This is a genomic window from Alphaproteobacteria bacterium GM7ARS4 (genome assembly GCA_014332745.1).
In the GTDB taxonomy this organism is placed as follows: Bacteria; Pseudomonadota; Alphaproteobacteria; order GM7ARS4; family GM7ARS4; genus GM7ARS4.
Genome location: JACONL010000001.1, coordinates 304470 through 318580 on the forward strand (window position 1 = coordinate 304470; position 14111 = coordinate 318580).

General features: G+C 52.1%; 14 protein-coding genes and 3 tRNA genes. 10 read left to right on the forward strand and 7 right to left on the reverse strand.

The features are described from left to right. Nucleotides 1–26: 26 nt before the first annotated feature. Together GDA54_01455 and GDA54_01460 are read right to left on the reverse strand one after the other, a co-directional pair. Nucleotides 27–1100 carry a site-specific DNA-methyltransferase gene (locus GDA54_01455; protein ID MBC6496979.1) on the reverse strand — a complete coding sequence of 358 codons (1074 nt, stop codon included), beginning with the start codon at nucleotides 1098–1100 and terminating at the stop codon, nucleotides 27–29. After that, nucleotides 1067–2158: an N-acetyl-gamma-glutamyl-phosphate reductase gene (locus GDA54_01460; GenBank protein MBC6496980.1), complete on the reverse strand. Its 1092-nt coding sequence runs from the start codon at nucleotides 2156–2158 to the stop codon at nucleotides 1067–1069. Before GDA54_01460 ends, GDA54_01455 begins: the two co-directional genes overlap by 34 nt. Before the next feature lie 178 nt (nucleotides 2159–2336). Between GDA54_01460 and gyrA the strand changes: the two genes are divergently transcribed. Together gyrA and coaD are read left to right on the forward strand one after the other, a co-directional pair. Further along, on the forward strand, nucleotides 2337–4940 hold the full coding sequence (gene gyrA / locus GDA54_01465; GenBank protein MBC6496981.1) for a DNA gyrase subunit A: 2604 nt from the start codon (nucleotides 2337–2339) through the stop codon (nucleotides 4938–4940). Next, nucleotides 4940–5476, forward strand: a complete 537-nt coding sequence (coaD, locus tag GDA54_01470; protein MBC6496982.1) for a pantetheine-phosphate adenylyltransferase — start codon at nucleotides 4940–4942, stop codon at nucleotides 5474–5476. The genes gyrA and coaD overlap by 1 nt, the downstream gene beginning before the upstream one ends. Nucleotides 5477–5494: 18 nt before the next feature. Here the strand turns inward: coaD and GDA54_01475 are convergent, their stop codons facing one another. Beyond that, entirely contained in the window at nucleotides 5495–6307 is an 813-nt protein-coding gene (locus tag GDA54_01475) for an undecaprenyl-diphosphate phosphatase (protein MBC6496983.1), read from the reverse strand. A 67-nt stretch (nucleotides 6308–6374) separates the two neighbouring features. Between GDA54_01475 and GDA54_01480 the strand changes: the two genes are divergently transcribed. The 5 genes from GDA54_01480 (at nucleotide 6375) to GDA54_01500 (ending at nucleotide 8781) form a co-directional block, all read left to right on the forward strand. Then, nucleotides 6375–7286, forward strand: a complete 912-nt coding sequence (locus GDA54_01480) for an SDR family NAD(P)-dependent oxidoreductase (protein MBC6496984.1) — start codon at nucleotides 6375–6377, stop codon at nucleotides 7284–7286. 59 nt (nucleotides 7287–7345) lie between these two features. Further along, nucleotides 7346–8248, forward strand: coding sequence for an orotidine-5'-phosphate decarboxylase (gene pyrF, locus GDA54_01485; GenBank protein ID MBC6496985.1), 903 nt, complete (start codon nucleotides 7346–7348; stop codon nucleotides 8246–8248). Between the two features lies 1 nt (nucleotide 8249). Beyond that, nucleotides 8250–8323, forward strand: a tRNA-Pro gene (locus tag GDA54_01490). 67 nt (nucleotides 8324–8390) lie between these two features. Next, a complete protein-coding gene (locus GDA54_01495) occupies nucleotides 8391–8687 on the forward strand; it encodes an ETC complex I subunit (GenBank protein MBC6496986.1) in 297 nt (98 codons plus the stop codon). Nucleotides 8688–8707: 20 nt separating this feature from the next. Next, nucleotides 8708–8781, forward strand: a tRNA-Arg gene (locus GDA54_01500). A gap of 8 nt (nucleotides 8782–8789) precedes the next feature. On the opposite strand, the gene GDA54_01505 is transcribed toward GDA54_01500, so the two are convergent. Next, entirely contained in the window at nucleotides 8790–9503 is a 714-nt protein-coding gene (locus GDA54_01505; GenBank protein ID MBC6496987.1) for a response regulator transcription factor, read from the reverse strand. A gap of 119 nt (nucleotides 9504–9622) precedes the next feature. Here GDA54_01505 and GDA54_01510 point away from each other — a divergent pair. The 3 genes from GDA54_01510 (at nucleotide 9623) to pqqA (ending at nucleotide 11055) form a co-directional block, all read left to right on the forward strand. After that, a tRNA-Glu gene (locus tag GDA54_01510) sits at nucleotides 9623–9695 on the forward strand. Between the two features lie 114 nt (nucleotides 9696–9809). Next, complete coding sequence (locus GDA54_01515) at nucleotides 9810–10829, forward strand: hypothetical protein (GenBank protein MBC6496988.1); 1020 nt, start codon at nucleotides 9810–9812, stop codon at nucleotides 10827–10829. A gap of 148 nt (nucleotides 10830–10977) precedes the next feature. Next, nucleotides 10978–11055, forward strand: coding sequence for a pyrroloquinoline quinone precursor peptide PqqA (pqqA, locus tag GDA54_01520; GenBank protein MBC6496989.1), 78 nt, complete (start codon nucleotides 10978–10980; stop codon nucleotides 11053–11055). A gap of 78 nt (nucleotides 11056–11133) precedes the next feature. On the opposite strand, the gene GDA54_01525 is transcribed toward pqqA, so the two are convergent. Genes GDA54_01525 through GDA54_01535 form a run of 3 tightly spaced genes read right to left on the reverse strand, consistent with a single transcriptional unit; the run spans nucleotide 11134 to nucleotide 14106 of the window. Then, on the reverse strand, nucleotides 11134–12276 hold the full coding sequence (locus tag GDA54_01525; protein MBC6496990.1) for an anhydro-N-acetylmuramic acid kinase: 1143 nt from the start codon (nucleotides 12274–12276) through the stop codon (nucleotides 11134–11136). A gap of 4 nt (nucleotides 12277–12280) precedes the next feature. Continuing rightward, nucleotides 12281–13000: a hypothetical protein gene (locus tag GDA54_01530; GenBank protein MBC6496991.1), complete on the reverse strand. Its 720-nt coding sequence runs from the start codon at nucleotides 12998–13000 to the stop codon at nucleotides 12281–12283. Further along, nucleotides 13000–14106, reverse strand: a complete 1107-nt coding sequence (locus GDA54_01535) for an AI-2E family transporter (GenBank protein ID MBC6496992.1) — start codon at nucleotides 14104–14106, stop codon at nucleotides 13000–13002. Before GDA54_01535 ends, GDA54_01530 begins: the two co-directional genes overlap by 1 nt. Nucleotides 14107–14111: the final 5 nt, after the last annotated feature.

The window sequence follows — 14111 nt, forward strand, 5'->3', positions numbered from 1 at the left end:
GATGTCGAGTCAGCGGCGCAAAGCCCTTATGCCGTCACCGCGAGCTTGTCGACTTTGGGCAGAAGGTTGTAAGGGCGTTCTTTTGGCGGTGATGCAAGCCTTTGCATCGACAATTGCAGGTATGTCTCTTCAATATCGTAGCCTATACAAAATCGCCCATGCTTGCGGGCGACCAATGCTGTTTGGCCACTGCCGATAAACGGGTCAAGGATGTCATCGCCTTCTTGGGAATAGAGTAGGAGCAAGCGCCTGACAATTTCTTGGGGGTAAGGACATGGATGCGGGATTGTCTTTGGAGGAATGGGGGCGATATGCCAGATATTATTGGCAATATCACGCGTAAACAACGTGTCGATGTCGAGGGCTTTTTTCGCGCCCCTTCGGGGCGCGCCCGCCTTCCTAAAAATCAGGATATATTCGGTCATGATATTTGGGTAATAGTAACCGAAATTTGGCTTTTGAATAAAACAGCCGGCGCGCTTCACACCGCCCGTGACTTTGTTCCAAATGATGTCTTGGTGAAATTCCCAGCCACTCTCCATCATGCGTTGCGTGATATGCATGGGAATGGGGAAATGTTTGCCTTTATGCAAAATCGTTCCCACAACGATGGCACAAAAACCGCCCTTGATGGTGATGCGCAAAACACGCCTGAACACGGCGTCGATGTTCTCCATATAGTCGTCCAATGACTGACCGAAACGGGCATATGTCCTATTCCTATGCCATGCGTCCGCCCCTCTCGATGTATGCACGTCATAATCGATGGCATTCCAGTAAGGTGGCGATGTTATTGTGAGTGCAATAGAGTCGTCGGCGCAATGCGCCATTGTCAGAGCGGATTGGTGATAGAATCTGTAGCCCGGGCCTTCATAAACACCCTCTTGTGTCTTATGCTTGGCAACAGCCGTCATGCCATGGTCTTTGACGGGCATGGTTTTGTCTTTTCTTTGTGGCACGTCATCACCGAACAGCTGTTTTCCTATGAGGTTTATGGGGTGTATGGGGTGTATGGGGTGATTGTATGATAAATGACAAGAACAGACAATGATTTTGGCCTCTCTTCCTAGAGAGCGGGGGGTGTCATGGGGAGACCGCATGTCTCGTCATAGCCACACATGAGGTTGGCATTTTGCAAGGCTTGTCCGCATGCGCCTTTTAGGAGATTATCGATGACAGAGACAAGGGTGATCCATGGTCCATCACTCTTCGGGCTGACGCCGATAACGCATCGATTGCTATGACGCGCCTCACGCATGGAGGGGATACGTTGTTGTGTCGTCACATGGACGAAGGGTTCGTCATGGAAGTATTGGGCGAGCGCATGGGTGATATGTTGAGGCGTGATGTCTCGTTTGGCGTGACAATAGATGGTTGCCAGAATCCCGCGACGGCATGCGACAACTTGTGGCGTAAAGAGGATATGCAAGGGTGTCTCCTTGTGATGTCCTTTGGGGGTTGAGGCGCTGGCGCGTTCGATATGTTCTTTTATTTCAGCGCTATGGCGGTGTCCTTCGAGAGCATAGGGGCGGATGTCTTCGCTCACTTCACAGAAGGAGAAGGCTGTTGATGCTTGCCGTCCCGCCCCTGACGCTCCCGACTTGGCATCGATGATGATGGGGGAAGGCTCGACCAACCCCTCAAGGAGTAAAGGAAGCAGAGGCAGTAAGGCGGCTGTGGGGTAACAGCCGGGATTTGCCAATAAACGCGTCTTTTGTATCTGTGGGCGATAGATTTCTGTCAGCCCATAGACGAAGTCGGAGAGCATGGCTGGAGCAGAATGTTTGTTTTTGTACCATGTCTCGTAGAGAACCGCTGAATTCAGGCGAAAATCGGCAGATAAGTCGATGATGAGGCTCTTGTGACTCACAGACTTAAGGATATGATGGCTGGTTTGGTGAGGGAGACATGCGAAGACGACATCATAGCGTCCTTGTTCGATGGCGTCTTGTAGCGCTTCATAAGTCTGGAGCGTGGGGAGCGTGTCTGGTGCGCCATGCCATAGGCTATGGAGCGGTCTGTTGGCGTGCTGTTGGCTCGAGAGAGCATCGATATGAAAGAATGGATGGGCGTCCAGCAAGCGCGCCATCTCTATGCCTGTATAGCCTGTGGCGCCGAGCAAGGCGACATGTTTGATGGGGGGACTGACGGCAGGCATGGTCTTTTATGGTGTGTGGGACATCTTAGGCGCGCCATCCATGAATGGCGGTGTGCTTGCTATAGTGGCGTGACATTCTTGCTTGGGCAAGGTAAACATGGTGTATAGGGTAAGGGGACGCATGGCACAATGTAGCGTAGGAGCATAAAGACAGGTGAGCGACCTTATCGATAATCCCATGGAGAAGGGCGAAGGGGGGGGAGACCAAATAACGTCGGTCGATATCAAGGAGGAGATGGAACGCTCCTATCTCGACTATGCTATGAGTGTCATCGTGGCGCGTGCTTTGCCTGATTGTCGCGATGGCTTGAAGCCCGGTCAGAGGCGCATTCTGTATGCTATGGCGGAGGCTGGATACACGCAAGGCAAGCCCCCGAGAAAGTCAGCGCGTATCGTTGGCGATGTCATGGGAAAATATCATCCCCATAGTGGCGATGCCATTTACGAGTCTATGGTGCGTATGGCGCAAGATTTTTCCATGCGTCTTCCTTTGGTTGACGGGCAGGGTAATTTTGGCTCTATGGATGGTGATGCCGCTGCTGCGATGCGTTATACGGAGGCGCGCCTTGCCTCATCGGCATCGGCTCTCCTTGACGATATTGACCATGACACGGTGGATTTTAAAGACAATTATGATGGGACGCATAAAGAGCCAGAGGTGTTACCCGCCCAATTTCCCCATTTGCTCGTCAATGGCGCTGGGGGTATCGCTGTAGGCATGGCGACAAATATCCCGCCACATAACCTGAACGAAGTGATCGATGCGTGCTGTCTGGTCTTAGACAATGATGCGGTCTCCCTTGAGGAGGTCATGGGCACGCTCAAGGGGCCAGACTTCCCCACGGGGGGCATCATTGTCGGCACAGAACCCATTGTGACAGCCTACGAAACAGGCAAAGGGGCTATTACCGTGCGCGCCCTCTGCCATATCGAGACGCATGATAAAACAAAGCGCGGGGGGCGGCCAACGTCGAGCATTATCGTCAAACAGATTCCCTATCAAGTCAATAAGGCGCGCCTCATAGAGCATATCGCCACCCTTGCCCGCCAGAAGCACATTCATGGCATTTCTGATTTGCGTGATGAATCCGATAGGGATGGCGTGCGTGTCGTCATTGACATCAAACGTGATAGCAATGCCACCATCGTCCTCAACCAATTATACCAAAAGACAGCGCTCCAGATGTCTTTTGGCATGAATATGCTTGTCTTGAGAGAAGGGCGTCCTCAGATGATGCCGTTGCTGGAGCATTTTCGGGCATTTTTAGCCTTTCGTCGCCATGTCGTCACACGCCGCACGGCCTTTTTATTGGGAAAAAGGCGGGCGACTGCCCATGCTCTCATCGGTTTCCACGTGGCGTTGGAGTCCATCGATGATGTGATAGGCATGATTCGCAACGCTCAAAATACGGAAGAAGCACACCATGCCTTATGCAAGAAGGCATGGACAACGTCGTCTATGCTACGAGGCTTGCTGGAAAGGGTGGGCGAAGGTGAACGCCTCGACAAAGATGGCACGACCTATCATTTATCGTCCCGCCAAGCGAAGGCCATTCTCGAGTTGCGTCTTCATCGTTTGACGGCTCTCGAACGCCACAAGATTAAAGACGACCTAGAGAAGGCGGCTGACGATATCGACATGTATCTCCTCATCCTTAACGATAAGAATCGTTTGGATAATGTTGTGCGTCAAGAAATGGAGAGTGTGAAGGAACGCTTTGGCCATGAGCGCATCACCCGTATCAGCGGCCATGTCGAACCCCTTGAGGAAAAAGACCTTGTGCAGAGTGAAGACATTGTCATCACCTTGAGCCATAAGAATTATATCAAACGTGTGCCGCGCGCGTCTTTCCGCGCTCAGAAGCGCGGTGGCAAGGGACGTTCGGGGATGAAAGTTGGTGAAGAAGATACCGTCGTCAACGTATGGGATGCCAATACCCGTATGAATGTGCTGTTTTTCTCGAATAAGGGCATGGTCTATCAGCTGGAGGCACATCAATTGCCTGAAGGGACGCCTCAAAGCAAGGGACGTTCGCTCATGAATGTTCTTCCCTTAGCCCAAGGTGAACGTATCACCTCCCTGATGGTCTTGCCAGAGGACGAAAAACAATGGAACGACAAAGATATTTTCTTTGCCACGGCTCAAGGGATGGTGCGGCGTAATCATATGTCTGATTTTTCTCATCTCATGGCGCGGGGCAAGATCGCCATGAAATTGCGAGAGGGTGACTCGCTCGTTGGTGTTTCTCTCTGTGATAATTCCCAAGATGTTTTTCTGGCGACAAAAAAGGGCCAATGTATACGTTTTGCGGTGTCGCGCATTCGCGTTTTTACTGGGCGCATGTCCTCTGGCGTATCGGGCATGAAGTTAGGACAAGGCGATGGTGTTGTCTCTCTCTCGATGTTACGGCATGGCGGTGACACGGATAGCCATGAGGAATTGATTTTAACCATGACCGATACAGGACTTGGGAAATGCTCTTCTTCCCGTGACTATCGGGAGGCAAACAGAGGAGGAAAAGGGATTATCAATATCGCCTTAGAGGACAAGGACACGGCATGTGTCGTGGCGTCTTATGTTGTCTCGAAGGATGACGACATTATTCTTATGGGCGAACAAGGGACATGTTTACGCATGAGTATGAAAGATGTTCGTATTGCGGGACGCGCCACCCGTGGTGTGCGTCTGTTAAAAATGGCACAAGATGAGCGTATTGTCTCGGCGGCGGTGATGGCGTACAATGACGCGCCTTCCTCCTCTTCTCAAGAAGCGGGTCTGTGATGTCGACCACCAAAGAAGGAAGGCGCAAAGCCATTTACCCCGGCACTTTTGACCCCGTGACGAAGGGGCATGTGGATATTGCCATGCGGGCGTGTCGTCTTTTCGATGAAGTGATTTTTGCTGTTGCCCGTGGTTTTAAGAAAAAGACGTTATTTTCTGACGTGGAACGCGTCTCTATGGTGCGTCACGAGATCGAGACTCTCACGCATGGCGGCATGATAGACGAAGGGCGCTGTGTCACCGTTGTCTCTTTTGATGGTTTATTGGTTGATTTTGCCAAACAGCAAGGCACGCATACGATTGTTCGCGGGCTACGCGCCATATCGGACTTCGAGTATGAATTGACGATGGCGTCAGCGAATGCGCGCTTGAATAGCCATATCGACACCTTGTTTCTTATGGCATGTGAGGAACAGCATTTCACCTCGTCCCGTCTTGTCAGGGAAATAGCGGCGTTGCAAGGGGATGTGCTTCCTTTCGTGTCCTCCCATGTGGCGATGTGCTTGCAGAAAAAAATGGCGGCAGAGAGCCCATAACATCACGTCCCTTCTTCGTCACGCAAGGTATAACAGCGTCGCGCCAAGGACAAGGCGATAGAGAACGAAGGGCGTGAAGGAAAACGTCCGCACCCATCTTGTGAGGAGATGGAGGCTGGCGAAGGCGGTGATAAAACTGAAGGCCGTGCTGGTGATAAGAACCGACAGAGAGAGGGCGCGCGGGTCATGCGCCATGTCGATGAAGACGAGACTCATGGCGCCAAGAAGAGCAGGCATACTCAGCAGGAACGACCCATGGAGGGCATGGGCGCGCGACATATGGAGGAGACGCGATGCGGTGATAACAGCGCCCGAACGGCTCACCCCCGGCAACAAGGCAAGGGATTGACAGAGCCCAACCATGAGCGCATGCTTTCTGGAGAGAGAGGCGATGTTGCGCGTGGTCCCGCCATAACGGTCGGCGCACCATAAGAAAAGAGCAAAAACGATGTTGGCAATGGCAACATATTGGAGACTTCGCCAGCTATCGATGGCAAAACCATAGCGCAACAGAGCGCCAAAGCAGAACAAGGGAATCGTCCCATACAGAACGAAGCGCAACAGAGGGTCATGGGGATGGGATTGTCCTCTGAGACGAGCAAGAACAGCATGGAGGAGCGCCTTAATATCATGGCGACAGAAAAGGGCGACAGCGAAAAAAGAGCCAAAGTGAAGGGCGATGTCGATATCGATGCTCTGTTCCTTGCCACTGATAATCCCCCATAGAAAAAGATGGGCGGAGGATGATACAGGCAGGAATTCCGTTATTCCTTGTAAAAGGGCAAGCGCCATAAGGTAAAACAGGGATATATCGAGGGGGGAGGATGTCATCGCCATACAAAAATATGCGGGCAGGAATATGCGGGAGGGTCTTAGAGGAATTGATGGGGAGGAATCGATGGGAAAGACGAGAACACGACGCCCTCTTTATGTCTTTTTTGGGTTAGGCTATACCGCCCGCGCTCTTCTAAGTCAGATGGCAGGCGATGGGCGCTTTGTGGCCACGAGTCGCCATATCCAGCACAAGGAGGACAGGCTTATTGCGGGCAAGCATGTGACGTTCTACCCTTTTTCCTCTGTGCCAGACAGCATTTTCCCTTGCGCGACACATATCTTGAGTTCTGTGCCTCCTTCTGAGTCGGGTGATGCTGTGTTGAGGCGTTATGGCGCATCTTTCTCAGCCTATTGTTCCCATTGTTGGTATGGGTATCTCTCAACGGTAGGTGTGTATGGCGACTATGGTGGGGCGTGGGTGGATGAAGAGTCGCCTCTTCTCACAACGCAAACGCGAGGACGACGGCGTATCATAGCGGAAAAAGCATGGCAAGCCTTAGCAGAGATGTCGTGCCATGTGTCCATCATACGTTTACCCGGTATCTATGGCATAGGGCGATGTCTCTTCGATAGGATGATAAACGGGACTCTTCGCCATCTTGTGAAAGAGGGCCATGTGTTTTCTCGTATCCATGTGGAGGATGCGGCGCGGGGTATTCTTGTGCTGATGCATGGTGAGAGAAGGCAGATTATCTATAATCTTTGCGATGATGAACCCAGCGAGTCGTCCCACGTCCTTCGCTACGCCTGTCGTTTGGCGGGCGTTCCCGTCCCACCGCCAGAGCATGTCGAGAGGGCAGAGAAAGAGGGAACGCTTCATCCCCTCACGGCACAATTTTATCAGGGATGTCGCCGTGTCTCGAACAGGCGTCTCAAAGAGGAGATGAATTTTTCCCTACGCTATCCCCACTATCGCGCAGGCTTACATGCTCTCTATGCCTATCACTATAGAAATAGGCTGACGCCTATGGCATAATGGGCATATCACGGAACAGAAGGCGGAAACCATGAAAAATATCCCATGAAAAACATCCCATGAAAAATATCAATGGCACAGGGTCTCACCATGCCCCTCATGAACGCCCATCGCTCACCCCCCGTGAACGTCTCATTGTCGCCTTGGATGGCACATTGGACGAGGCGCGCGCTTTGGTGGCGTCTTTGGGGGAGGATGTCGTCTTTTACAAAATAGGGTGGCGTTGTTTTTTGCAAGGGGGGTGGGATGTCGTCCATGAGATAATACGTGGCCATAAGCGCCTCTTTCTCGACCTAAAAATCCACGATATTGACGCGACGGTGCGTCTTGCCTTGCACCATGTCCCTTCCTCTGTGGCGTTGATGACCCTCTATGGCAATGGCGATACCATGCGTGCGGCTTGTGAGGGACGTGGGAGCAACAAAACGCCTGCCCTCTTATCCTTGACGTGGCTTTCGTCGATGGATGAGAAGGACTTTCAGTGCCTTGCGGGTGCGCAATGCTCACTGACAGATTTTGTCATTGAGCGCGCCTTGTCCGCCTATGATGCTGGCGCTGATGGCGTCATTGCCTCTGGCGACCATATTGGGATGATTCGTCATGTGTTAGCGAAAAGGGCGTTAGCGAAAAGGGCGTTAGCGAAAAGGGCGTTAGCGCAACAAAAAAAGACGCGCCCCTTTTTGATTGTGGCGCCGGGGGTGAGAATGGCGGACGAGTCTCGGGATGACCATAAGCGCGCCCTCACCCCCTATGAAGCCATCAAGCAAGGCGCGGACTATATCGTCATGGGGCGTTCCATTGCCCGATGTCTGCCTGAGAGACGTGTCGGTTTTGTCAGGGATATTATCCGTGATATAAAAAGTGCTCTAGAGGAGAGAGAGGCGAAGACGGACACACAGCATGCGCCCTATCCCCCTATGGACAAGATGACAGGAGACTCGTATGGTGACAATGTATCGTAGGCGGGGAGTAGCGCAGTCTGGTAGCGCATCTGCTTTGGGAGCAGAGGGTCGCTGGTTCAAATCCAGTCTCCCCGACATGAGGTTCGACATGAGGCGAGGGCGGTGGCGCGCTCGACAAGGGTAACAGAGGACGTCTTATATCATGCCTGTGCGTATCTACAAGCCATGTCGGTCAGCCATGCAATCGGGGCGAGGCAACATGAAACGTTGGCTTCTTGTGCATATTCCCGACGCGAAAATCTACCATGATCCATTGACGGGATGGACGGGAAGTGAGTCCATGACAGAGCAGGTATCCCTCTCTTTTGCGAGCCGTGAAGAGGCCATTGCGTACGCGTCCCGCGAAGGTCTCGACTATGTTGTGGAGAAGGATGTGCGCGACACATCCCAACCTAAGCGCAAACGTTATGCCGATAACTTCCTCATGCGTTATCGCTGACACATGGCGCATGCCGTGAGGGCCCCGTAGCTCAGATGGATAGAGCAACGGACTTCTAATCCGTCGGTCGCACGTTCGAGTCGTGCCGGGGTCGCCCATTTTCTACGCCTTGTGGTCTTTATAGCGGTAGCCAAGGCCATAGAGCGTATCGATGGCGTTGAATTGAGGGTCTTTATCACGAAATTTTTTGCGTATGCGCTTTATGTGATGGTCGATGAGACGTCCCTCTACATAAGAGGCATAGCCATAAGCCGCATCGAGGAGCTGGTCGCGACTGATAACGGCATTGGGTGTGCGCGCAAGGGTTTGGACGATGAGAAATTCGGTCACGGTGAGGGCGACATGCAGGCCCTTCCATGTGCAGAGGTGGCGTTCTGTGTCTATATGCAGGGGCGTTGCCTTCTTTTGTGCCTCTTTACGTGTTTCTTGCTGATGTAAGAGGCTTCGTCTCAGCAGCGCCTCGATACGTTTCAGGAGCAAAGATTGTGAGAAGGGTTTGCGTATATAGTCATCAGCGCCTTGCTCGAGCCCCTCAATTTCGCTCTCTTCGCCATCCTTCGATGTGAGGAAAATCACAGGGACTGAGGAATGGCGTCTCAATTCACGCAAGCACGTGATACCATCCATAGACGGCATTTTGATGTCGAGGACAACGAGATCCACGGGCTCTTTTAAGAGGGCATGGAGGGCTGTTTGTCCGTCATGCCACATTTTCACGCCATAGCCTTCATTCTCGAGCGTGAGGGACAGGGACGCAAGGATATTGCGGTCATCATCGATGAGGGCGATAATACGATGGTCTGTTCTTCTACGCATGGACATCGCACGAGAGGCATGAGAGGATAAAGGCATGTTGAAAGCCATAGCATGCTATACTCAGGGTATTGTATAGGCATGGGAACAGCGATGGACAACGACTGAGCGTAAAGGATTTTGTCCCTTTCGTCTAGAGGCCTAGGACACCGCCCTCTCACGGCGGCAACAGGGGTTCGAATCCCCTAAGGGACGCACAGAAAAAACGCACACGCTGGGATGACTCTGTCACATCACGTAGAAAGGCCGCCCTGAAAGGACCTGAAAGGGATATGACAGGACAAAGCCTTTCCCATAAAGCCCTGTCTCATGACGTCTGCTCTCAAACAACAGAATGGGGTGTTTTACACCACTGGCGACAATCCTTTCAGTCATGGGCGTTTTATCCGTTGGGCTTTAGAGGCGGGGGCGCGAGAGACGACAATCCTCGAGCCTTTCGCTGGCGCAAACCATATCATCGCCATGCTTCAAGAGGTGGATGTGTGTCGCCGCTATGCCTCCTTTGATATTAATCCACAGGGGCGTTCCGTGTCGATGCGCGACACGCTCAAGGATTTTCCGCGCCATTATCATGTCTGTATCACCAACCCCCCATGGCTCTACAAGAGTCGAGCAAAAAGGCTCAACCTCACCTATCCCGATACGCCATGGGATGACCTCTATAAGCATTGTCTCCAACTATGCCTTGACCATTGCCCTTATGTGGCGGCTCTTGTCCCTGCATCTTTTCTCAATAGCCACCATTTTTTGAGGCGTCTTGATAGCGTCATTATGGTGCAAAAACGCTTATTTCGTGATACAGAAAATCCCGTCTGTCTCGCTCTGTTCTGTAGGGAGGCGGTGACAGAGACGGATATTTTCGTGGATGACAAGCCTATAGGGACATTATCGGCTTTGCGGGCATTCCTTCCCACGCAAAGTCGCAAGGACATCACGTTCAATGTGCGCCATGGGGCCTTAGGCTTGATGGCCATTGATAACAGCGTTGAGCCGTCCATACGTTTTTGTTGGGGGGATGATGTCGACCCTTATGCGGTGAGGCATTCATCGCGTTCCATCACACGTATCGATATGGGGATGACGCATGTGACACAGCGCCTTATTGACAGGTTGAACGACCAGCTGGCGCATTTTAGGGAAAAAACCTATGATGTTTTCATGACGACATTTAAGGGCATAAGGCGCGATGGCCAGTATCGAAGGCGGTTAGATTATACCCTTGCCAGAAAGATGATGACGGAGTGGGGTGAGCAAGGGGTGCAAGCTCTGTCGCCCCCATTCCATAAAAAACATGTCATAAAAAGTGACAAAAAAGATGATTGTTCATAGAGTGTTCACATTCATCATCCATCTCATATAGCGTGAGGGGGCAACGTGAGGAGGGCGTAGCGAGACGGGGCTTATGGTCTGTATCATGGCGTTGTCTCTCGTGTGACACAAGAAACTCACTTTCATACGCTTTAGGAGGCGTTTTATGATGGCTTGGATGACACCTGAAATCACCGAAGTGTCTGTTGGTCTGGAGATCAACAGCTATGCTTGCGCCGAGGTCTAAAAGTCTCAGCGACTTTTATGGCGTGACGCCAGCATGAGGAAAACCCCGCTCCGTTTTGCGTGAGGGGGGTTTTCTCTTTTAAGCTGATGCTCGATGCAACACGCCGCCACGCATGGCATGGGAGACGCCAGTCGTGCAAGGAAGGGACAAGGGTAACTGGCGAAGGTGACGCACAGCAAGCCACGCAAACGCTTGTGCCTCTAAAACATCGCCATGCCAGCCTATATCTTCCGCCACCCTTATGGCACACGTTCCCATATGCTCTTCTATCTTTTGTAATAAGGCATGGTTGTGTCGCCCACCGCCCGTGATGACCAGAGAACGCCATGGGCTGTTTCCCCATTCTTGTCCTTTGGCGAGTGCTTTGGCTGTGAAAGCCGTCAATGTCGCCGCCCCATCTTCTATGGAGAGATGACGCACGCCATCGATACCAAAATCATATCTGTCGAGAGACTTAGGGGGACGTCTGGCAAAATAGGGATGGGCTATCATGGATGATATAATTGTGTCATGGACATGGCCTTTATGTCCATAAGCGCCATCCTTATCCATTCCCGCAAGGACGCCGCAGTGGCGTATCCAATCATCCACTAGAGCGCACCCGGGCCCTGTGTCAAAGGCATGGACAATCTTCCCCTTGTCGAGCACCGTCACATTGGCGACGCCGCCGATATTGACAATGGCCACGGGGTCGCGCCATGCCACATCGTCATGCCTATCGGTAGGGGCTGTGCGTTGGCGTGTCAGCAAGGCATGGTGAAAGAGCGGGGCAAAGGGCGCGCCTTCACCGCCATGGCGTAGATCTTCTTGTCTAAAATCGCAGACGACATCAATATCCACGCTCTGTGCCAGCGCTCGCCCGTTTCCCAATTGCCAACTGAGGCGTTGGGCGGGCCTATGGCTTATGCTATGGCCATGCATGCCGACCACGGCAATATCTTTCTTTGTGAGACCTGTCTCTTGCAATAACGCCATAACAGCTGTGCTATGGAGGGTCGTGAGATGTTCCTCGAGGGCATGGAGACCATCATCTTTTTTGGCATAGCCTTTGGATGCTTCACGCAACAGGGCGGAGGTGATATGGGGTTCATAGGGGATATGCGTCGACCCTTTGCTCTTTATCTGGTCTTCCCCATCTGTTTCGAGGAGCGCCACATCGATGCCATCGGCTGACGTTCCGCTCATGAGGCCAATGCTATGGATTGGTGAGAAAGATGTCATGATGTCATGGCGCTGACAGGGAGTCCGTGGCATGCATTGTGAGGATTTTCTTTGCCATAGGAATGGTGATTTTTTGTTTCTGGCGTGTCGATTCTTCATCTAAGGCGGAGACAAGGCGTAAGACCATATCGAAACGTCTTTCCATGCGCGAGAGGACAAAGCCTATGACATGGTCGTCGATGGCACACCGCCTATCTTGACAGATTTTCTTGATGACGGCATGGAGCAAGGCATCATCGGGATGTTTAATGGGAACGCACGGCATAGCGCTCAAGCGCGATGATAAGTCTGCTAGTTCGAGTTGCCACAGAGCGACAGCATGGTGTGCTGTCATAAGGAGTGTTTTCCCATGTTGATGGCAATGGCGGAGAATATAAAGGAGTGTTCGCTCGCACCGCCCATCGCGCATATGGCGTTGGACGTCATCGAGCGCCCACGACTCGTACATGTCGCCTTGTTGTCGAAGGCGCGTCATCTCTTGTTCTTGCCAGAAGGCGCGCGGGATGATGAATGTTTTTGTCATGGAAGAAAAGGCATGGAGAAGGTGCGTTTTGCCACAGCCTCGAGGCCCATAGGTGATAAGACCGCCCCCCTTCTTGTCGGGGCTCAGCCAGAAGGGCCAACGTTTGAGCCAATCAAAGGCGAGAACATTCGCATCGCTCACAAAGAAATTCTCGAGACGATAACGGCTCTCGAAAGGAAATGTCAGCACCGACTGGCGCATTATCCCGTTGTCGTATAAAAACGCGTCTCTTTATAGGCAGCGACAGCAAGACGCGTCAACACGACCGCAATGACCGCCCATAAAGGAGCAAGCAAGACACCGATGAAGCCAAGAAAGACCCCCCCCGCTAAGAGCGCAAACAGCAAGCCAAGAGGATGAAATCCGCCATGGTGGCTGACAAAGCGAGGCGTCAAGAAAAAACTCTCTACGACATAGCCAAGAGCAAAAATCGCCAAAATCCACCCTATGCCCGCAACGCCAAACCCTTCTATCCAGCCAACGAGACATGTGATACTCAAAGCGATGAACCAGCCAAGATAGGGAATAATCATAGAAACGCCAGAAACAACCCCCAAAGCAACACTATGGGGAAGGCCTAACAAGGTGAGACTCACGCCGTAAAATAAAGACAACGCGCCTACCACCATCAGCACACCACGCCCAACACCCGCTAACATCCCCGCCAATTCCTCCATGGCTTTTCGAAATGCCACGGCATCACGGCGAGGAAGAAGACCTGCCAAATGCCCCATGAAAATATGATAGTCGCGCAAAAGGTAAAATGTCGTGAGGGGTGTCAAGAGCAACAACATCAGCGTTTGAAAAAAAGCGCGCCCGCCTTCGAATAACGATACAAGCATATCCGTCAAGAAAGAAAAGAGGCGTGGCACCGATGTCTCAGACCATGCTTCCCATTGTCCCATCCATCCCATCCTGTCTAGTGGTGACCCCGATGGGTTATGACTCAAGCCGTCCCATGCCGTCATCATACGCTTGCCATACTCGAGAAAGAGATGATGTAATGTCGTAAGGGCGCGGGGGAGCGTGTGGGCAAGAGACATGGCTTGTTCTATGAAGGGAGGAAAGAGTAAAAACACAACGAGCACAAAAAATAATAAAAAACACGCCATGACAAGCAAGGTTGACAGGACTCGGCTCATGCCCCATGTCTCTAGCATGTCAACGAGCGGGTCTAAAAGATACGCCAACACAGCGCCGACAACGAAAGGGAGAGCAATGGCATGAAAAACCGATATGAAGAAGAAGGGCAGGAACAGCAAAAAGAGCATGAGCAAAAAAAGACGCATCGAAGGCTGTAACATCATGTCCC